We start from the raw sequence: 19,523 nt of genomic DNA, 5'->3' as shown, positions 1-19,523 counted from the left end.
CATGCCGTCGCCGTCGCCCGTCACCCACCACCTCTTCCCAGCAGCCCGTCGGCCAGCCCGATCACCACGGGCAGTACGCCGATCGCGATGAAGGCGGGCAGAAAGCACAGCCCCACGGGCGCGGTGACCATCACGGCGGCACGACGTGCCCGCGCCGTCGCGGTACGCCCCCACTCGGCGCGGGCCTCCGCGGCGAGCCGCCCGACCGGCACGGCCGCCGGTACGCCCGACTCGCCCGCCCGCTCCAGCAGCCGCGCCAATGCCCGGGCACCCGGTATCGACGCCAACCTCCGCCAGGCCTCGGCCGGTTCACCGCCGAGCCGCACCTCGACCGCGCCCCGGGCCAGCCGCTCCCCGACGGGCCCGCCCAGGGCCTCCCCGACGGCCTGGGCCGCCACTACGGGTCCTGCTCCGGCCGCGATGCACGCCGCCACCAGGTCGGCTGCGAGCGGGAGTTGCCGGGCGGCCCGCGCCACGTCGTACTCCTCCACGGGCACAAGGCGCTGCCGACTGCGCCATCGCCAGACCCCGAACCCGGCCGCCAACCCCACCAGAACCCCGGCAAGACCGCCGACCAGCAACCAGCCGGCGCACACCGCACCCGCGACCGGCAGCCGACGTCGCGCCACCTCCCGGACCTCGAAGCGCGGCCGCTCCGAACGCGCCTTCCCCGAGGCCAGCAACTGGGCCAGCCTTCTGCGCGCCCGCCGCTCACGCCGCGCCACCCCGAGCCACTGGACCAGCCACCCGAGCGCGAGCACCCCGCACACAACCGCCCCCAGCCTGTGGACAACCTCCGCGCTCATGCCGCCTCCGCTCCCCTCACGATCCGCAGCGCCCACCACAGCCCCATGCCTTCCAGCACCCCGCCGACCAGCAGGCAGCCGAGGCCGAGGCCGGTGTGCAGCAGCACGTGCAGCGGATCGGCGCCCAGCGCGGTGCCGAGCAGGAGTCCCAGGACCGGCAGCCCCGCGAGCATCACTGCCGTCGACCGCGACCCCGCCAACTGAGCACGCAGATCGGCTCGTTGGTCCCGCTCCGCGCGCAACGCACCCTCCAAGCGGTCGAGACCCGCCGCCAGGCCCGCGCCCCGGTCCACCGCCACGCGCCAGCACGCGGCGAGTCCCACAAGACCGTCGGCCCCGGGCTGCCGCGCCGCATCGGTGAGCGCGCCCGGCACATCCCCGCCGAACTTCGCCGCCGCCAGCACCACCGCCTGCGCCTCGCCCAGCCCGCCTGAATCGCGCGCGGCCCTGAGCAGCGCCTCGCCCGGCTGCCGCCCGGCCCGCACTTCCCCGGCGAGGGCCCCGCACAGGGCGATCACCGCATCGCCCCGGCGCTCCCGCTCGCGCCGTGCCTCCGCGACCCGCCGCACCCGCCGGAGCAGCGGCACTCCTGCTGCCCCGAGGAGCAGCGGCAGCACGGACGCGCCCAGCAGCGCGATCACCAACCCGGCGGCCACCGACCACCCTTCGTCCCGCAGCCGCCCGCGCACCCGCCGCCATCCGACGACCGCCCGCTCCCACGACGGCGGACCGGTCGCCACCACCCCGCCGCCCGCGCACAGCAATCGCGCCCTTCGCGCCCCGGAATCCGAGCCGCCCATCAACCAGGTCGCCGCCCCGGCGCACGCCATGGCCGCCCCCGCCGACATCTCACCAACTCCCGTCACAACAGCCACTCCCCTCACGCCCGTCACCGACCTCCGTCACAACAGCCACTCCCCTCGCTCCCGTCCCTGAGCAGCCCCCGCAGCCGCTCCCAGCCCCGCTCGTACGCGAAGGCCTCCGTGCCCCACCGCAACGCCGGCACCGTCACCACCAGCCCGGACGGAGCGCGCTCCAGCACATCCACCTCGGCGATCCGCCGCCGCCCGGCCCGGTCGCGTACGAGATGCAGGACCACGGACAACGCCGCCGCCAACTGGCTGTGCAGGGCGGCCCGGTCGAGCCCGGCCGCGGTGCCCAGTGCCTCCAGGCGGGCCGGCACCTGTGCCGCGGCGTTCGCGTGCACCGTGCCGCAGCCGCCCTCATGGCCGGTGTTCAGCGCGGCCAGCAGGGAGACCACCTCCGGCCCGCGCACCTCGCCGACGACCAACCGGTCCGGTCTCATCCGCAGGGCCTGACGGACGAGGTCCTGGAGCGCGACGAGCCCGACGCCCTCCTGGTTCGCGGGCCGCCCCTCCAGGCGCACCACATGAGGGTGGTCCGGTCGCAGCTCCGCCGAGTCCTCGGCGAGCACGATCCGCTCCCCGGGACCGACCAGCCCCAGCAACGCACTCAGCAGCGTCGTCTTGCCGGAGCCCGTGCCTCCGCTGATCAGGAAGGACAGCCGGGCGTCCAGCAGCGCTCTCAGCACCCGGTCCCCGCCGGGCGGCACCGTCCCCGCCACCACCAACTCGTCGAGGGTGAACGCGCGCGGCCGTACGACCCGTAGGGACAGGCAGGTGGAGCCGACGGCGACCGGCGGCAGCACCGCGTGCAGGCGGGTGCCGTCCGGAAGCCGCGCGTCCACCCAGGGGCGTGCGTCGTCGAGCCGCCGTCCGGCCACGGCCGCGAGGCGCTGCGCGAGGCGTCGTACCGCCGCCGCGTCCGGGAAGGAGACGGCCGTCAGCTCCAGGCCCGCGCCCCGGTCGACCCACACCCGGTCCGGTGCGGACACCAGGACATCGGTCACCGACGGATCGGCGAGCAGTGGTTCCAGTGGTCCGCTGCCGACCAGTTCGGAGCGCAACCGCTCGGCCGCGCCGAGGACTTCGGCGTCTCCGAGCACGCGCCCCTGCTCGCGCAGCGCCTGTGCCACGCGCGCGGGGGTCGGCTCGGAGCCGCTCTCGGCGAGCCACTGCCGTACGCCGTCCAACAGGCCCGTACGCCCCTCGAGCGGGCCTGCATACCCGTCCCACTGGCCCGCAGGACCGTCCGACAAGCCCGCGTGCCCGTCCCGCGGGCCGGCACGCCCGTCCAGGCCCGCGCCGCAGTCCATCCCCGTGGCGGCGTCCCAGCTCATACGCCCCCGCCTTCCACCGGAAGCCGCTCCCAGAAGGCGGCACAGAACCGGGCGAGCGGCCCCCGCGCCGCTCCTCCGGGTGGCTGTCCACCGTCCAACGGCGGGGGCTCGGCGGGCACTTCGCCCACTAGGGGCAGCCCGAGCAGCCGCGCCACCTCTCGGTCGTCCAGGCCCGGCGCGTACGGGCCGCGTACCGCGACCCTCAGATCGCGCAGGACCATGCCGACCGCGGACGCCACCCGGCCCGCCGCCGCGATCGAGCGCAGGTCGGCGGGGACCACCAGAAGTCCCAGGTCGAGCTGGGCGAGGGCCTCGGTAACGCCTTCGTCGATGCGACGGGGCAGGTCGACGACCACCGCGCCGCCGCGCCGTCTGGCGGCGGCCAGGACCGCTCGTACGGCTTGCGGGGGAATGGTGACGGAGTCACCGCGGTCCCAGCTCAGGACCCGCAGCGCGTGCAGTTCGGGCAGGGACTCCTCCAAGGCGCCACCGCCCACCCGGCCGCGGGACGCGGCGAAGGCCGGCCAGCGCAGACCTTCGGCCGCCTCTCCGCCCAGGAGTACGTCGAGTCCGCCGCCCAGCGGATCCGCGTCCACGAGCAGGGTGCGCCGACCCTCGCGCGCCGAGGTGACGGCGAGCGCGCACGCCAGCGTGGAGGCTCCGGCCCCGCCTCGGCCGCCTAGCACGCCGACGGTGAGGGCGGGCCTGCCGACTCCTTCGGCCACGTCGGCGATGCGGTCGACCAGCCATTGCTCGCCATCGGGCAGCATCAGGACATGGTCGGCACCGATCTCGACGGCCCGCCGCCAGACGCCGGAATCGTCCTGATCCCGCCCAACCAGCACCACTCCCCTTCTGCGTGCTGCCCCGCGCAAGCGCCGGGCGGCATCGTCGCCGACCAGCACGAGAGGTGCCGCCTCCCAGCTGCCCCTGCGCTCCGGCACCCCGTGGTGGACCTCCGGCCTGGCGCCCGCCGCAGCGCACAGGCGCAGCAGGTCGTCCAGCAGTTCGGCGTCCTCCGTGACGATCAACGGTCCGCCCTGCCGCCCGTCGGCGGCGGGCGGCCGGTCATGTGTGATGGCTCCCGCCACGATCTCCAGCCCCCTTCGCTGCTTCTTGCGCGGGGCCCGCAGGGTCCTCTGCGGACTCGCGATTCCCGCTCGTGTGAAGAACCGGCAACCGGCCTCCATATGAACGGCCGATACGAACCGGCCAAACGCGCCCGACAAACGGATCCGGCCATGAACTCGCCACGAGGAACTTGCCGCGAGCGGAGCGCGCTTGAATCACGGTGCAGCGATCCCGGAAATCGTGTGGATCTTGGTCGATAACTGTGGACAACTCAGTGGTTGTGAATATCGCCTTCACCCATACCGGTGACTCGTGTACGACTTCCTTAGAGCAGCCCAACGGCTACGCACAGTGACGGATCATGCGCATGCGAAGAGGGCGGCCAGAGTGGTGACAGCAAGGCCCCGAGGCCGCGCAAGAGAGGGGAAAAACCCATCCGGACATGCGACGACCCCCGCCGGGGGGGAGAGCGGGGGTCGTCCCCACGGCCGACTCGGGGGGGGAGGAGTCGGACCGGGTTAGCACGGTCGCGAACGATCCGTGACTTCCATGGTGTACCCGAGAGCCCTCTCAGGCAAACCCACGCGCCTCACCTTACGCCGAATGGTGGGCGCCTATGCTCGGGCTCGTGGAAAACCACTCCTTGCCTCGCACAGCAGCCTTCTTTGACCTGGACAAGACGGTCATTGCGAAGTCGAGCACGCTCACGTTCAGCAAGTCGTTCTACCAAGGCGGGCTGATCAACCGCAGGGCCGCGTTGCGTACCGCATATGCCCAGTTCGTGTTCCTGGCGGGCGGCGCCGACCACGACCAGATGGAGCGGATGCGCAAGTACCTGTCCGCGATGTGCCGCGGCTGGAACGTCCAGCAGGTCAAGGAGATCGTCGCCGAGACGCTGCACGACCTGATCGACCCGATCATCTACGACGAGGCCGCGTCCCTCATCGAGGAACACCACACGGCCGGGCGCGACGTCGTGATCGTGTCCACGTCCGGAACGGAAGTGGTCGAGCCCATCGGCGAACTGCTCGGCGCGGACCGGGTGGTGGCGACCCGCATGATCGTGGGCGAGGACGGCTGCTTCACCGGCGAGGTGGAGTACTACGCGTACGGGCCGACGAAGGCCGAGGCGATCAAGGAGCTGGCCGCGTCCGAGGGATACGACCTGGCGGGCTGCTACGCCTACAGCGACTCGGCGACGGACCTGCCGATGCTGGAGTCCGTCGGCCACCCGCATGCGGTGAATCCGGACCGTGCGCTGCGCCGCGAGGCACTCGCCCGCTCATGGCCGATTCTGGACTTCCACCGCCCGGTCCGGCTCAAGCAGCGACTACCCACATTGTCCGTACCGCCCCGCCCGGCGCTCGTCGCGGCGGCCGCCATAGGCGCGGCGGCGGCCACGGCGGGGCTCGTCTGGTACGCCAGTCGACGGCGCGCGACAGCGATGTGATCACGTCACAGTTGTGCGGACAGCACATTCACGTCCGGTTCACACCCGTTTGAACCTAAAAGTAAAGAAGTGCAGTCAGGGCTTCCGCTTCCTCGGAACCTGGAGTACAAAGAAGGTAACGGCCCGCGAGACCAAGGACATCCGAGAGGATCACCTTTAAACGCAACCAAGGCCCCACGGACCGAGCATGAACGCCGAGCACCCACGCGACGTCGACCCGTCGATTACGGGCCAGCCGCACCAGGCCACGGGCCACAGTTCCCGACCTGATGGGCAAATATCGAGGACGCTTGGTAACCCGGTGAGCATGCCAGCGGCGGTACGAGAACTCGTACCGCCGCAACCCTGTTCGGGGAGTTTTCGCCCCTCTCAGAGAGAGTTTTCGCCCTCCTGGTAGAGGGCGATTTTCTTGTGGAGGGCGATTTTTGAGCTCCTCACGCCGCCCCGCGCTGCAGCGCCTCGCAGACCGCCGTCGACTCCCTCACGCCCAGCTCAACCGCCTTGCCGCAGTGGGCGATCCAGGCCGCCATGCCCTCCGGGGTGCCGGAGGCGTAGCCGTCCAGGGCAGCCACATAGGCCGCGCGGCCGAGTTCGGCGTGACCGACCTCTGCCGGACAGATCGACTTCGGGTCGAGGCCGCTGCCGACCAGGACGATGCGTTCGGCCGCGCGCGCGACAAGGCCGTTGTGGGAGGTGAAGGGGCGCAGGGCGAGCAGTTCGCCGTGAACGACGGCCGCAGTCACCAGCGCGGGGGCGGAACCTCCCGCGATGATCAGCTGCGAGAGTCCTTCGAGACGCCCGGCCACCTCATGCGCGTCCGGCAGCGGCAGCTCGACGAGGGGCTCGTCGACCGGTTCGCCGTTCTGCCGCGGCCGGCCGACCTCGTCGCCCTTGTCCGCTGCCGCCACCAGATGCAGCCGGGCCAGCACCCGAAGGGGCGACTGCCGCCAGATGGAAAGGAGTTGGCCCGCCTCGGCGGTCAGCCTGAGGGCCGCGCCGACCGTCCGGGCCTCGTCCTCCGCGCTGAAGTCGGTGCGGCGGCGCACCTCTTCGAGGGCCCAGTCGGCACCGGCCAGCGCCGCTGAACCGCGTGCGCCGCGCAGCGCCGCTTCGGACGTGATCTCGTTGCTGCGGCGCCGCATGATCCGGTGGCCGTAGACCCGGTCCACGGCCTTGCGGACGGACTCCACGGATTCGGCCACTCCGGGAAGCGAACCCAGGGCCGCGAGCGGATCGGCGGTCGCGCCTGTCGTACTCATGAGTACGACATTACGCACCCCGGCGGCCTGCCCCACGAAGGAGTGGTCTTCTTCACGCACAGCAGGCACCCTGGGCAATCATCCCACTACGCTTTGTGAACATGAAAATTGCTTTCGTAGGGAAGGGCGGCAGCGGCAAGACCACCCTGTCCTCGCTCTTCGTCCGCCACCTCGCGTCCTGCGGATCGCCGGTCGTCGCGGTGGACGCCGACATCAACCAGCACCTGGGTGCCGCGCTCGGCCTCGACGAGACGGATGCCGCCGCGCTGCCCGCGATGGGCGAGCGGCTGCCACTGATCAAGGACTACCTGCGCGGCTCCAACCCGCGCATCGCGTCCGTCGAGACGATGATCAAGACGACCCCGCCCGGCGAGGGATCACGGCTGCTGCGGGTGCGCGAGAACAATCCGGTGTACGACGCCTGCGCGCGTTCGCTGGAACTCGACGGCGGCGCCGTCCGTTTGATGGTCACCGGCCCGTTCACCGAGGCCGATTTGGGAGTGGCGTGCTACCACTCCAAGACCGGTGCAGTGGAGCTCTGCCTGAACCATCTCGTCGACGGCCAGAGCGAGTACGTCGTCGTCGACATGACGGCGGGCTCCGACTCCTTCGCGTCCGGCTTGTTCACACGCTTCGACATCACGTTCCTCGTCGCCGAGCCGACGCGGAAGGGGGTCTCCGTCTATCGCCAGTACAAGGAATACGCCCGCGACTTCGGCGTCATCCTGAAGGTCGTCGGCAACAAGGTGCAGGGCCAGGACGACATCGACTTCCTCCGCACCGAAGTCGGTGACGACCTCCTGGTCACCGTCGGGCACTCGAACTGGGTGCGCGCCATGGAGAAAGGCCGCCCGCCCAGATTCGAGCGCCTGGAGGAGGCCAACCGCCGCTCCCTGCGCGCCTTGCAGACCGCAGCAGACGCCACGTACGAACTGCGCGACTGGGAGCGTTACACGCGCCAGATGGTGCACTTCCACTTGAAGAACGCCAGCAGTTGGGGCAACGCGAAAGCCGGGGCGGACCTGGCGGCGCAGGTCGACCCCGGATTCGTACTCGGCGAGGGCCTGGTGGCCACGGCTTGAGCCGCCGGCCCACGGGGGACCGCTGCGGCTCGAGCCGGAGGCCTCGGGCCGCCGCTACGGCTTGACCGCCGGTGCCCCGGGGACGCCCTTGGGGGCAGGGGCGGGGCGACCCGAGAGGAAGGACGCCCAGCCCTGCTTCGGGGCCTCGCCGACCTTGAGGCCGCGGAGCCTGTCGAGGGTGGCCGGGTCCTGGGCGTCGAGCCAGTCGGCGAGTTGCCGGAAGGAGACGCAGCGCACCTCTGGCTTGGTACAGACACTCTCGACGACCTCGTCGACGGCACGCATGTAATTGCCGCCGTTCCAGGACTCGAAGTGGTTGCCGATGATCAGCGGCGCGCGGTTGCCGTTGTAGGCGCGGTCGAAGCCTTTGAGCAGGCCGTCACGCATCTGGTCGCCCCAGTACTCCTGCTTGTCCGGGTCCCCCTGGGTCTTGGTGCCCGACTGGTTGACCATGAAGTTGTAGTCCATGGTGAGCTGTTCGTAGGAGTGCCCGGGGAAGGGCACGAGCTGCATCGACAGGTCCCACAGGCCCTGCTTCTTCTTGGGCCAGACCTGGTTGTTGACACCACTGGTGTCGTAGCGGAAGCCCAGCTGGCGGGCCGCCTTCATGAAGTTCTTCTGGCCCTCCAGGCACGGCGTGCGGGCGCCGATGAGCTCCTTGTCGTAGTCGAAGGGCAGCGGAGACGCCTTCTTCATGCCCGTGTTGGTCTTCCAGGACTTCACGAACGACCTCGCCTGGGCGATCTCGCTCTTCCAGTCCGCGACCGACCACTCGCCGACCCCGCCTCCGCTGCCGCAGAAGTGGCCGTTGAAGTGCGTGCCGATCTCATTTCCCTCCAGCCACGCGCCGCGCAGCTGCTTCACGGTGTCCGTGATGCCCTGCTCGTCGTTGAAGCCGATCTCGGAGCTTCCGGGTGAGTGCTGCGGCGGTCTGTACAGGTCGCGCTTGTCCTCCGGCAGCAGGTACACGCCGCTCAGGAAGTACGTCATCGTCGCCTTGTTGGCCTTGGCGATCTTCCGGAAGTGCGAGAAGAGCTTCTGGCTGTCCTCGCCGGCGCCGTCCCAGGAGAAGACCACGAACTGCGGGGGCTTCTGACCGGGCTTCAGCCGTACGGGCCTGGGCAGATGCGGCTGCGCACCGGTGAACGCGGTGGAGCCGTCACCGATCAGGCGGACCGCACTCTTGGGCGCTGGGGCCCCGGCCGCCTCCTTCGCGCCGTGCGCGCCTTCCTTGGAACCGGTCGTATCGCTCGAGCAACCGGCGAGCGCCGTGGCGCAGGCCGCAGCGAGCGCTGCGCCCGCGGCGATCCTCTGGGTGGCGGCCATCTTCCGCCCTCCTTCTTCCTTCGGTCGGGCAACGCTGATTAGGGCGTTCTGTGCTGATGTGCAGTGATTTGCCGACAGCGCGGCCAACGTCGCACGGGACCGAGGAGGAATAAATACGACAAGCCGATAAAACGCTCGGTTCACCCTGGAGAGTGATTTACTGCCCCATTTGATCCGAAATTTCGCACGATGCCTTTACTCTGCATTACGATCCGTTTACTGAGTGTTGAAAATCCCGCCGCTGCACGCCGTGACCCACGGCCGCGATCCGCCCCCCGCCGTCCTGGACGGGGGACCACCTGTTCCGCGACCGCGCTGCCCCGGAGGAGACGGGAACCATGTCCGCCTGCGTCCCCACCCGCGCCGCCGACTCGACTCGGCCGAAGCCCATCCACCAGCCCCACAGCCCCCCGCCGACGCCGCCCCGCCGATTCCGTATCGCGGGCGCCGATCTGTCGGCTTCGATCGCGGTCTTCCTGATCGCCCTGCCTCTGTCCCTCGGCATCGCCCTCGCCACCGGCGCGCCGCTCCAGGCCGGCCTCGTCGCCGCCGCCGTGGGCGGACTCGTCGCCGGACGGCTCGGCGGCTCACCGTTCCAGGTGAGCGGGCCCGCCGCCGGGCTCACCGTCGTCACCGCCGAGCTCATCCACCACTACGGATGGCGTGCGACCTGCGCCATCACCGTCCTCGCCGGAATCGCCCAACTGGGTCTGGGCTGCTTGCACGTGGCCCGCACGGCCCTCGCCGTCAGCCCCGCGGTCGTGCACGGCATGCTCGCCGGCATCGGCGTGACCATCGCCGTCGCCCAGCTGCACATCGTGCTGGGCGGCACCCCGCAGAGTTCCGTCCTCGACAACCTCCGTGCGCTGCCGAACCAGTTGGTGCACGTCCACCCCGCCGCGGTGTCGATGAGCGCGCTGACGCTGGCGCTCCTGCTCGCCTGGCCGCGGATTCCCGGGCGGGTCGGGCACGTATTGCGCAAGGCCCCCGCCGCGCTCATCGCCGTCGCCGGAGCCACCACGACCGCCTCGCTCGCCGGGCTGAGCCTGCCCAAGGTCGACCTGCCGTCCTGGAGCAGCCATGCGCTGGCCGGGCTGCCCGAAGGGCCGGTGCTCGGAATCGCAGCCGCCGTCCTCACCGTGACGCTGGTGTGCAGTGTGCAGTCGCTGCTCGGCGCCGTCGCGGTGGACAAGATGGTGGCCGGCCGGCCCGAGCTGCAGTCCCGGGTGAACCGCTCCGACCTCGACCGGGAGCTGCTCGGGCAGGGCGCCGCCAATATCGTCTCCGGCGCGCTCGGCGGACTGCCGGTCGCCGGGGTCGCCGTAAGAAGTTCCGCGAATGTGCAAGCCGGTGCCGTGAGCCGGAACTCCACGATGGTGCACGGCGTTTTCGTCATAGTTGCCGCGCTGCTGATGGCTCCGATCCTGGATCTGATCCCCCTCGCATCGCTCGCCGCCCTGGTGATGGCCGTCGGCATCCAGATGGTGTCCCTGCACCACATCCGCACGGTCACCCGCCACCGCGAAGTTCTGGTGTATGCCGTCACCACGCTCGGCGTCGTATGCCTCGGAGTTCTCGAGGGCGTGGCGCTGGGGGTCTGCGTGGCCGTCGGCGTCGCCCTGCACCGCCTCGCCCGCACCCGTATCACGCACGAAGAGAAGGGGGGAGTCCATTACGTACATGTACGAGGGCAGTTGACGTTCCTCGCGGTGCCACGGCTCAGCCGTGCTCTGCATCTGGTACCCCAAGGGGCCGATGTCGTCGTGGAGTTGGACGGGTCGTTCATGGACCACGCGGCGTACGAGTCACTGCAGGACTGGCAGAGCGCGCACTTCGCGGGAGGCGGCGCGGTCGAGCTCACCGGGCGGGCCGGGACCCGGATCGCCGAGCCCGCGAGCTCCGCCCACTGCCGGTGCCGGCCCTGGACGCCCTGGCGCAACCACCAATGCGAGACCTCCGCGGGCGCGCAGCCCGTACCTCCCGGTGGCCATCCGGGCGGGTCGGTCGGGACCGATGGGCAGAGTGGGCATCAACTGGCGCGCGGCATCAGCGCGTTCCAGCGCAACACCGCGCCCCTGGTGCGGGGTGAGCTGGCGCGGCTGGCGCGGGAGGGGCAGCGGCCGTCCCAGTTGTTCCTGACCTGTGCCGACTCGCGGCTCGTCACGTCGATGATCACCTCCAGTGGTCCGGGTGACCTCTTCGTCGTACGGAATGTGGGCAACCTCGTGCCGTTGCCCGGGGAGGAGAGCGGGGACGACTCAGTGGCCGCGGCGATCGAGTACGCGGTGGACGTGCTGAAGGTGCGGTCCATCACGGTGTGCGGGCACTCCGGGTGCGGGGCGATGCAGGCTCTGATGACGTCGGAGCCCGATGGGGCGATCACGCCGCTCAAGCGGTGGCTGCGGCACGGGGCGCCGAGCCTGGAGCGCATGGCCGCCAAGGACCGGCCGCGGGCGCGGCTTGCCCGGCGGGCACCGGCCGACGCTGTGGAGCAGCTCTGTCTGACCAATGTGGTGCAGCAGTTGGAGCATCTGCGGGCGCATGAGTCCGTGGCGCGGGCCCTGCGGGAGGGTGTGCTCGAGCTGCACGGCATGTACTTCCACGTCGGAGAGGCTCAGGCGTATCTGCTGGCCGACGGCGACGGGGGCGAGCTGTTCGATCACGTGGGGGCGACGGAGGATCTGCGCCGTCCCGCGTGACCTGGGCGTGGTGCGCGGCCCCAGTCGGCGGGGTCGCGCACCATGGATCGGTCACCGGCGCACGGGCGGACGACCGTTCGGCGGATGGAGGGGTTCCGTGTTTCCGCCCTTGCAAGGATGGGTTGGGGCGCGTTTGGGGGGCGCAGAGCACCGAGTGAACCCGACGGCCGGACGGTACGTGCCCCTGAGGGGTGCCACCGCACATCAATAGGTCTAAACCAATTTCGGGTCGGCCCTTGTCACCGGGCCCCCCGGTCTGATGAGCTGTGGCCTGGGACACAACGGACACCCTGGGAAAGGGAGATGTCGTGAGCAACGAAAGCCTGGCCAACCTGCTGAAGGAAGAGCGCAGGTTCGCGCCGCCCGCCGACCTGGCCGCGAACGCCAACGTCACCGCGGAGGCGTATGAGCAGGCCAAGGCTGACAGGCTCGGCTTCTGGGCCGAGCAGGCCCGCCGGCTGACCTGGGCCACCGAGCCGACCGAGACGCTGGACTGGTCGAACCCGCCGTTCGCGAAGTGGTTCGCCGACGGGAAGCTGAATGTCGCGTACAACTGCGTGGACCGCCATGTCGAGGCCGGAAACGGTGACCGCGTCGCCATCCACTTCGAGGGCGAGCCGGGCGACAGCCGGGCCGTCACCTACGCCGAGCTCAAGGACGAGGTGTCCAAAGCCGCCAACGCCCTGATCGAGCTGGGGGTTGGGAAGGGCGACCGGGTCGCCGTCTATCTGCCGATGATTCCCGAGGCCGTCGTCGCCATGCTGGCCTGTGCGCGGATCGGTGCCGCGCACTCGGTGGTCTTCGGAGGGTTCTCCGCGGACGCGATCGCCACGCGTATCCAGGACGCCGACGCCAAGCTGGTCATCACCTCCGACGGCGGTTACCGGCGCGGCAAGCCGTCCGCGCTCAAGCCGGCCGTCGACGACGCCATCGACCGGGTGGATCAGGTCGAGCACGTCCTCGTCGTACGGCGTACGGGGCAGGAGGTCGCCTGGACCGAGGGCCGCGACGTGTGGTGGCACGAGATCGTCGAGCGGCAGTCCGCCCAGCACACGCCGGAGGCGTTCGACGCCGAGCAGCCGCTGTTCATCCTCTACACCTCCGGGACGACGGGGAAGCCGAAGGGCATCCTGCACACCTCGGGCGGCTACCTCACGCAGGCCTCGTACACCCATCACGCCGTCTTCGACCTCAAGCCGGAGACCGACGTGTACTGGTGCACCGCCGACATCGGCTGGGTCACCGGGCACTCGTACATCACGTACGGGCCGCTTTCGAACGGTGCGACGCAGGTGATGTACGAGGGCACGCCGGACACGCCGCACCAGGGGCGATTCTGGGAGATCGTGCAGAAGTACGGGGTGACGATCCTGTACACGGCGCCCACGGCCATTCGTACGTTCATGAAGTGGGGCGACGACATCCCCGCGAAGTTCGATCTGTCGTCGCTGCGGGTGCTCGGGTCGGTCGGCGAGCCGATCAACCCCGAGGCGTGGATCTGGTACCGCAAGCACATCGGCGGCGACCGTACGCCGATCGTGGACACCTGGTGGCAGACCGAGACCGGCGCGATGATGATCTCGCCGCTGCCGGGGGTCACCGAGACGAAGCCGGGGTCCGCGCAGCGGCCGCTGCCCGGGATCTCGGCGACGGTCGTCGACGACGAGGCTCGGGAAGTGCCGAATGGTGGTGGCGGGTATCTGGTGCTCACCGAGCCGTGGCCTTCGATGCTGCGGACCATTTGGGGGGACGACCAGCGGTTCATCGACACGTACTGGTCGCGGTTCGAGGGGAAGTACTTCGCCGGGGACGGTGCCAAGAAGGACGAGGACGGGGACATCTGGCTCCTCGGGCGCGTGGATGACGTGATGCTGGTCTCCGGGCACAACATCTCGACGACCGAGGTCGAGTCGGCGCTCGTCTCGCATCCTTCGGTCGCCGAGGCGGCGGTTGTGGGCGCGGCCGACGAGACGACCGGGCAGGCGATCGTGGCGTTCGTGATCCTGCGGGGGTCGGCTTCCGCCGAGGATGACGGGCTGGTGGCCGAGCTGCGCAATCACGTGGGGGCCACGCTCGGGCCGATCGCCAAGCCGAAGCGGGTGCTGCCGGTGGCGGAGCTGCCGAAGACCCGGTCCGGGAAGATCATGCGGCGGCTGTTGCGGGACGTCGCTGAGAATCGGGAGCTCGGTGACGTCACCACGCTCACGGACTCCACGGTGATGGATCTGATCCAGGCGAAGCTGCCGGCGGCGCCGAGCGAGGACTGAGGACCGAGCGAGGAGCGGGTGGGAAGGGTTCCTCCTCCCACCCGCTCCTTTCAGGCGTGGGGGCCCTGCTCTTTCAGGCGTGGGGGCCCTGCTCTTTCAGGCGTGGGGGCCCTGCGTGCCCCACACCCCAGCGGGAACGGGGCTCCGCCCTGAACCCCAAGGCCACGTCGCGCGCGACCTCCGCTGGGCGGCCCCCGCCGCGGCCCCGGCGCCCTAGCCTCAGCGGTCGCCCTGCCCAAGGCGCTGCGCAAACGCCGCTGATTTCGCTCCCTCCGCCCCTACCCGTCCCGCACCTGGGAGCTGCCGCCCCAGACCCCCGCATCGGCCTGAACGGCCTCGTCCTCAAACGCCGGACGGGCTGAAGACCTGTCGCCCAGGCCAGGAGCGCCCCGCCCCCCCTTCCCCGCTTCCCCACCCCCCAAATCAGGTCTCCACAGCGCGCCCGAAGCCCCCTTTTGCACCTAATGTGAAGATCGCCGCAAAAACCCGGCTACATCTTAGGTAAGCTAAGGAACGCATCAACAGCGTGACAAGAAGAACCCAAGGTGTGCCGGGAAGTCTGGTCGGCAAGTGCTCAGTCCTGCCTACCCGACCGGAGGTCTCACTCGTGGCCGCGCCCCGCACCCCCACCCGCAAGTTCCTCGGACGGCTGTCCCTGCCCGAGCGGAACTTCGTCGCGGACGCGCTCCGTACCGAGACCGTGGGTGGCGTGCTGCTGCTGGTTGCCGCGGTCGCCGCGCTGATTTGGGCGAACACCCCGCTGCGGGACAGCTACGAGAGCGTCAGCCACTTCCACATCGGGCCCGCTGCCCTCGGGCTCGATCTGTCCGTGCAGCACTGGGCGGCCGACGGGCTGCTCGCCGTGTTCTTCTTCGTCGCCGGGATCGAGCTCAAGCGCGAGCTGGTGGCCGGGGACCTCAAGGATCCGAAGGCCGCGCTGCTTCCCGTGGTCGCCGCGGTGTGCGGTATGGCAGTGCCCGCGCTCGTCTACGCCCTCACCAACATCACCGGCGGGGGCGAGCTCGAGGGTTGGGCCGTGCCCACCGCCACCGACATCGCCTTCGCACTCGCCGTGCTGGCCGTGATCGGGACGTCGCTGCCGTCCGCTCTGCGCGCCTTCCTGCTGACGCTCGCCGTCGTCGACGATCTGTTCGCGATTCTGATCATCGCGGTGTTCTTCACCGACACCATCGACTTCGCGGCGCTCGGTGGGGCCGTCGTCGGACTCGCCGTCTTCTGGCTGCTGCTGCGCAAGGGCGTACGCGGGTGGTACGTCTACGTCCCGCTCGCCCTCGTCATCTGGGGGCTGATGTACAACAGCGGCATCCACGCCACCATCGCCGGTGTCGCGATGGGCCTGATGCTGCGCTGCCACCGGCACGAGGGCGAGGCGCACTCCCCCGGTGAGCACATCGAGCATCTGGTGCGGCCACTGTCCGCCGGGCTGGCCGTGCCACTGTTCGCGCTGTTCAGCGCGGGGGTCACGGTCTCCGGCGGGGCCATCGGGGATGTGTTCACCCGGCCCGAGACCCTCGGTGTCGTGCTCGGACTCGTCGTCGGCAAGGCGGTGGGTATCTTCGGCGGCACCTGGTTGACCGCACGGTTCACGAGAGCCTCGCTCAGCGAGGATCTGGCCTGGCCGGACGTCTTCGCCGTCGCCAGCCTCTCCGGGATCGGCTTCACCGTCTCCCTGCTCATCGGCGAGCTCGCCTTCGAGGACAACGCGGTGCTGACCGACGAGGTCAAGGCCGCCGTCCTGATCGGCTCGCTGATCGCGGCCATTCTCGCCACGACGCTGCTGAAGATACGCAATGCCAAGTACCGCGCGCTCTGTGAGGCGGAGGAGCGCGACGAGGACCGCGACGGCATCCCCGACATCTACGAGCAGGACAACCCGGCGTACCACCTGCGCATGGCCGAGATCTACGAACGGAAGGCCGCCGAACACCGGAGGCTTGCCGAAGTGGCGGGCGGGGCAAGCGAGGGGGACGACGGTCCGGCATGATCTGACCAGACAGTACAAACAGAAGCAGATGCCAGACCGTGCAAACGGGAAAGACCGCCGCAGATGCCGGACCGTGCCGACACGGAACCAGCGGACGCGGTAGCCGGACCGTACCGACACCGGCAGCAGCCGGACCGCACACACATATGCAGAAGAGGGAGATCGCGATGAGCGCACCCGACGGCAGCCCGGTCGGCGCCGAACGCAGCATCGGCCAGCTGTTCGCCTCGGCGACGACCGAGATGTCCGCGCTGGTGCACGACGAGATCGCGCTGGCGAAGGCGCAGCTCAAGCAGGACGTCAAGCGCGGCGCGGTCGGCGGCGGAGCGTTCGCGGCGGCCGGTGCGGTGCTGCTCTTCTCCCTGCCGATGCTGAACTTCGCCCTGGCCTACGGCATCCGGACCTGGAGCGACTGGAATCTCGCGATCTGCTTCGTGCTGTCCTTCGCGGCGAACGTGCTGGTCGCCCTCGTCCTCGCGCTCATCGGCGTGGTCTTCGCGAAGAAGGCCAAGAAGGGGCAGGGCCCGCAGAAGGTCGCCGCCTCGATGAAGGAGACGGCGGGCGTTCTGCAGAACGCCAAGCCGCATCCCCGCCCGGAGCGGGTCGAGGACACCGTCAAGGCTGTGGCACGCTCGTCCTCATGACGGACCCCGCCACACCTTCGGCGCAACCTGCCTCAGCTGTACGGCTCGACGGACCCTGGACGCACAGGGACGTCGCCGCCAACGGCGCGCGCTTCCACATCGCCGAGATGGGGGACGGGCCGCTCGTCCTGCTGCTCCACGGCTTTCCGCAGTTCTGGTGGGCGTGGCGGCATCAGCTGGTCGCTCTCGCGGACGCCGGGTTCCGGGCCGTGGCCATGGACCTGCGCGGCGTCGGCGGCAGCGACCGCACCCCGCGCGGTTACGACCCCGCGAACCTCGCGCTCGACATCACCGGGGTCGTACGGTCTCTCGGCGAGCCCGACGCCGCGCTGGTCGGGCACGACCTGGGCGGGTACCTGGCGTGGACGGCGGCCGTGATGCGGCCCAAGCTCGTCCGCCGGCTCGCGGTGTCGTCCATGCCCCATCCCCGGCGCTGGCGTTCCGCCATGCTGTCCGACGTCAAGCAGACGGCCGCGGGCTCCTACATCTGGGGGTTCCAGAGGCCCTGGATCCCGGAGCGTCAACTCGTCGCGGACGACGGTGCCCTGGTGGGTCGTCTGGTACGGGACTGGTCGGGGCCGCGGCTGCCGGACGACGAGGCCGTGGAGACGTACCGCCGCGCCATGTGCATCCCGTCGACGGCGCACTGCTCGATCGAGCCGTACCGGTGGATGGTGCGGTCCATTGCCCGCCCGGACGGCATCCAGTTCAACCGGCGGATGAAGAGGCCGGTTCGGGTGCCGACGCTGCATCTGCACGGATCACTCGACCCGGTGATGCGGACGCGGAGCGCGGCCGGATCCGGGGAGTACGTCGAAGCGCCGTACCGCTGGCGGCTGTTCGACGGCCTCGGGCACTTCCCGCACGAGGAGGATCCGGTGGCTTTCTCCTCGGAGCTCGTCAACTGGCTGAAGGATCCCGAACCCGACCGCTGAAGCCGCCTGCGCCGTACTCGGCCGGGGGTCCGGGGGTTGCCCCCCGGGACAGCACAGCCCGCACGAGGAGGATCCGGTGGCTTTCTCCTCGGAGCTCGTCAACTGGCTGAAGGATCCCGAACCCGATCGGTGACCGGTGGGCACCTCATCGACGGGTCATCGACACCCCATCGATGACCCGTTGGCGAGCCGTCGGTGAGCCGACGGTGACCGTCTGAACGCGCCCGGTGTCCCGCCCGACAGCCGAACGAGAACACCTGTCCTACGAACGGCCAATTGCCTGGCGCATAGGCCAATTGGGCGGCCGGGGCGCGGTTATCGACCTTGGGGCAGGGGCAGACGTCGGGGTATGGGCTGGACGCACGACTACAGTGACGCAGCACGAAACCGCCGCTCGGCCACGGGCCTGAGCTCCCATCAAAGGGGCACCCCGCAGTTGGCGGGCGCGGACCCCCGAGTGGGGATTCCGCACATTCTGCGCCGCCGGGCCCGCTGGGTCTCGGTGCGGCTGCGCCACCCACGCGGCTGAGCCCGCGGCGCCTTTCACCCGTTTCACCCGCCGGAACTACAGCGCGCAGCTGTCGCTGTCCACCTGCTGGTTGGCGGTACGCCCCTTGGTGACGTCCTCCTGGACCTCGTCCGCGGTGAGCGCGTACCCGGTGTTGGCGCTGTCGAGCGACTTCGCGAAGACCACGCCGTACACCTTGCCTTCGGGCGTGAGCAGCGGGCCGCCGGAGTTGCCCTGGCGGACGGTCGCGTAGAGCGAGTAGACATCGCGGCGCACCGTCTCGCGGTGGTAGATGTCCGGTCCGTTGGCCGTGATGCGGCCGCGCACGCGCGCGGGTTGGACGTTGTACGACCCGTTCTGCGGGAAGCCGGCGACGATCGCGCTGTTGCCGCTGGTGGCGTCCTGGGTCGAGAACTTGAGCGCGGGCGCGTTCAGGTTCGGTACGTCGAGTACGGCGATGTCGCGCTCCCAGTCGTACAGGACGACCGTGGCGTCGTACTTCCTGCCCTCGCCGCCTATCTGGACGGTGGGCTCGTCGACTCCGCCGACCACGTGCGCGTTGGTCATCACGCGGCGGTTGCCGAAGACGAAGCCCGTGCCTTCGAGGACCTTGCCGCAGCCCTGCGCGGTGCCCATGATCTTGACGATGGACTTCTGGGCGCGCGTCGCCACGGCGCTGTTGGCGAGCGCCGGGTCGGGGGGCTGGACCTCGGTGATGGGCTCGTTGGCGAACGGGCTGAAGACCTGTGGGAAGCCGTTCTGCGCGAGGACCGAGGAGAAGTCGGCGAACCAGGTGTTGGCCTGGGAGGGCAGGGCGCGGGACACGCCGAGCAGCACCTTGGAGTTACGGACCTCCTTGCCGAGCGTCGGCAGCGTCGTACCGGCGAGGGCCGAGCCGATCAGCCAGGCCACGAGCAGCATCGCCACGACGTTGACCAGGGCGCCGCCCGTCGCGTCCAGGGCGCGGGCCGGGGACCAGGTGATGTACCGGCGCAACTTGTTGCCGAGGTGGGTGGTGAGGGCCTGGCCCACGGATGCGCAGACGATCACGACGACCACCGCGACGACGGCGGCGGTGGTACTCACCTTGGTGTCGTCGGTCGCCCAGCCCCAGATGATCGGAAGCAGGTATACGGCGACGAGGCCACCGCCCAGGAAGCCGATCACCGACAGGATGCCGACGACGAAGCCCTGGCGGTAGCCCACGATCGCGAACCACACGGCGGCGACCAGCAACAGGATGTCCAGCACGTTCACCGCTTCAAGCCTCG

At 70.2% G+C, this 19,523-nt stretch carries 15 protein-coding genes; 8 read left to right on the top strand and 7 right to left on the bottom strand.

From position 1 onward, the window contains the following. Positions 1-20 precede the first annotated feature (20 nt). From AB5J53_RS26260 to ssd, 4 genes are read right to left on the bottom strand one after another with little or no spacing between them, the layout of a single operon-like run. Positions 21-806, bottom strand: a complete 786-nt coding sequence (locus AB5J53_RS26260) for a type II secretion system F family protein (protein ID WP_369248112.1) — start codon at positions 804-806, stop codon at positions 21-23. Beyond that, the gene (locus AB5J53_RS26255) at positions 803-1,654 is read right to left on the bottom strand and encodes a type II secretion system F family protein (RefSeq protein ID WP_369252471.1); all 852 of its coding nucleotides are present in this window, start codon (positions 1,652-1,654) and stop codon (positions 803-805) included. The genes AB5J53_RS26260 and AB5J53_RS26255 overlap by 4 nt, the downstream gene beginning before the upstream one ends. 41 nt (positions 1,655-1,695) lie before the next feature. Beyond that, positions 1,696-3,006 carry a TadA family conjugal transfer-associated ATPase gene (locus tag AB5J53_RS26250; RefSeq protein ID WP_369248111.1) on the bottom strand — a complete coding sequence of 437 codons (1,311 nt, stop codon included), beginning with the start codon at positions 3,004-3,006 and terminating at the stop codon, positions 1,696-1,698. Next, positions 3,003-4,097 carry a septum site-determining protein Ssd gene (gene ssd, locus AB5J53_RS26245; protein WP_369248110.1) on the bottom strand — a complete coding sequence of 365 codons (1,095 nt, stop codon included), beginning with the start codon at positions 4,095-4,097 and terminating at the stop codon, positions 3,003-3,005. Before ssd ends, AB5J53_RS26250 begins: the two co-directional genes overlap by 4 nt. Before the next feature lie 596 nt (positions 4,098-4,693). On the opposite strand from ssd, the gene AB5J53_RS26240 reads away from it, so the two are divergent. Beyond that, positions 4,694-5,527, top strand: a complete 834-nt coding sequence (locus tag AB5J53_RS26240; protein WP_369248109.1) for an HAD family hydrolase — start codon at positions 4,694-4,696, stop codon at positions 5,525-5,527. A 434-nt stretch (positions 5,528-5,961) separates the two neighbouring features. Here AB5J53_RS26240 and AB5J53_RS26235 read toward each other — a convergent pair whose 3' ends face one another. Beyond that, the gene (locus AB5J53_RS26235; protein WP_369248108.1) at positions 5,962-6,786 is read right to left on the bottom strand and encodes an oxidoreductase; all 825 of its coding nucleotides are present in this window, start codon (positions 6,784-6,786) and stop codon (positions 5,962-5,964) included. A 101-nt stretch (positions 6,787-6,887) separates the two neighbouring features. Here AB5J53_RS26235 and AB5J53_RS26230 point away from each other — a divergent pair, with 101 nt between their 5' ends. Next, complete coding sequence (locus tag AB5J53_RS26230; protein ID WP_369248107.1) at positions 6,888-7,868, top strand: ATP-binding protein; 981 nt, start codon at positions 6,888-6,890, stop codon at positions 7,866-7,868. Between the two features lie 54 nt (positions 7,869-7,922). Here AB5J53_RS26230 and AB5J53_RS26225 read toward each other — a convergent pair whose 3' ends face one another. Continuing rightward, on the bottom strand, positions 7,923-9,194 hold the full coding sequence (locus tag AB5J53_RS26225) for a hypothetical protein (RefSeq protein ID WP_369248106.1): 1,272 nt from the start codon (positions 9,192-9,194) through the stop codon (positions 7,923-7,925). A 338-nt stretch (positions 9,195-9,532) separates the two neighbouring features. On the opposite strand from AB5J53_RS26225, the gene AB5J53_RS26220 reads away from it, so the two are divergent. From AB5J53_RS26220 to AB5J53_RS26195, 6 genes are all read left to right on the top strand, one after another. Further along, the gene (locus AB5J53_RS26220; RefSeq protein WP_369248105.1) at positions 9,533-11,893 is read left to right on the top strand and encodes a SulP family inorganic anion transporter; all 2,361 of its coding nucleotides are present in this window, start codon (positions 9,533-9,535) and stop codon (positions 11,891-11,893) included. Between the two features lie 266 nt (positions 11,894-12,159). Continuing rightward, positions 12,160-14,160, top strand: a complete 2,001-nt coding sequence (acs, locus tag AB5J53_RS26215; RefSeq protein ID WP_369248104.1) for an acetate--CoA ligase — start codon at positions 12,160-12,162, stop codon at positions 14,158-14,160. A 607-nt stretch (positions 14,161-14,767) separates the two neighbouring features. Further along, positions 14,768-16,165 (top strand): Na+/H+ antiporter NhaA, encoded by a 1,398-nt coding sequence (gene nhaA / locus AB5J53_RS26210; protein WP_369248103.1) that lies wholly within the window; start codon positions 14,768-14,770, stop codon positions 16,163-16,165. Between the two features lie 167 nt (positions 16,166-16,332). Further along, positions 16,333-16,809, top strand: a complete 477-nt coding sequence (locus AB5J53_RS26205; RefSeq protein WP_369248102.1) for a phage holin family protein — start codon at positions 16,333-16,335, stop codon at positions 16,807-16,809. After that, positions 16,806-17,744, top strand: a complete 939-nt coding sequence (locus AB5J53_RS26200; protein ID WP_369248101.1) for an alpha/beta fold hydrolase — start codon at positions 16,806-16,808, stop codon at positions 17,742-17,744. Before AB5J53_RS26205 ends, AB5J53_RS26200 begins: the two co-directional genes overlap by 4 nt. Before the next feature lie 349 nt (positions 17,745-18,093). Further along, positions 18,094-18,273, top strand: coding sequence for a hypothetical protein (locus tag AB5J53_RS26195; RefSeq protein ID WP_369248100.1), 180 nt, complete (start codon positions 18,094-18,096; stop codon positions 18,271-18,273). Between the two features lie 36 nt (positions 18,274-18,309). Here the strand turns inward: AB5J53_RS26195 and AB5J53_RS26190 are convergent, their stop codons facing one another. Further along, the gene (locus AB5J53_RS26190) at positions 18,310-19,509 is read right to left on the bottom strand and encodes a MarP family serine protease (protein WP_369248099.1); all 1,200 of its coding nucleotides are present in this window, start codon (positions 19,507-19,509) and stop codon (positions 18,310-18,312) included. Between the last annotated feature and the right edge of the window lie 14 nt (positions 19,510-19,523).

Origin of the sequence: Streptomyces sp. R41 (assembly GCF_041053055.1) — a bacterium.
Taxonomy (GTDB): Bacteria; Actinomycetota; Actinomycetes; order Streptomycetales; family Streptomycetaceae; genus Streptomyces.
Note: the sequence above shows the minus strand (reverse complement) of the source record. Positions and strands in the feature narration are given on the sequence as shown.

Coding starts and splice junctions, on each gene's coding strand:
- AB5J53_RS26195 (WP_369248100.1), top strand. CDS start 18,094: ATGGGCTGGACGCACGACTACAGTGACGCAGCACGAAACCGCCGCTCG.
- AB5J53_RS26255 (WP_369252471.1), bottom strand. CDS start 1,654: ATGTCGGCGGGGGCGGCCATGGCGTGCGCCGGGGCGGCGACCTGGTTG.
- AB5J53_RS26250 (WP_369248111.1), bottom strand. CDS start 3,006: ATGAGCTGGGACGCCGCCACGGGGATGGACTGCGGCGCGGGCCTGGAC.
- AB5J53_RS26230 (WP_369248107.1), top strand. CDS start 6,888: ATGAAAATTGCTTTCGTAGGGAAGGGCGGCAGCGGCAAGACCACCCTG.
- AB5J53_RS26260 (WP_369248112.1), bottom strand. CDS start 806: ATGAGCGCGGAGGTTGTCCACAGGCTGGGGGCGGTTGTGTGCGGGGTG.
- AB5J53_RS26220 (WP_369248105.1), top strand. CDS start 9,533: ATGTCCGCCTGCGTCCCCACCCGCGCCGCCGACTCGACTCGGCCGAAG.
- AB5J53_RS26205 (WP_369248102.1), top strand. CDS start 16,333: ATGAGCGCACCCGACGGCAGCCCGGTCGGCGCCGAACGCAGCATCGGC.
- AB5J53_RS26240 (WP_369248109.1), top strand. CDS start 4,694: ATGCTCGGGCTCGTGGAAAACCACTCCTTGCCTCGCACAGCAGCCTTC.
- AB5J53_RS26200 (WP_369248101.1), top strand. CDS start 16,806: ATGACGGACCCCGCCACACCTTCGGCGCAACCTGCCTCAGCTGTACGG.
- AB5J53_RS26235 (WP_369248108.1), bottom strand. CDS start 6,786: ATGAGTACGACAGGCGCGACCGCCGATCCGCTCGCGGCCCTGGGTTCG.
- AB5J53_RS26225 (WP_369248106.1), bottom strand. CDS start 9,194: ATGGCCGCCACCCAGAGGATCGCCGCGGGCGCAGCGCTCGCTGCGGCC.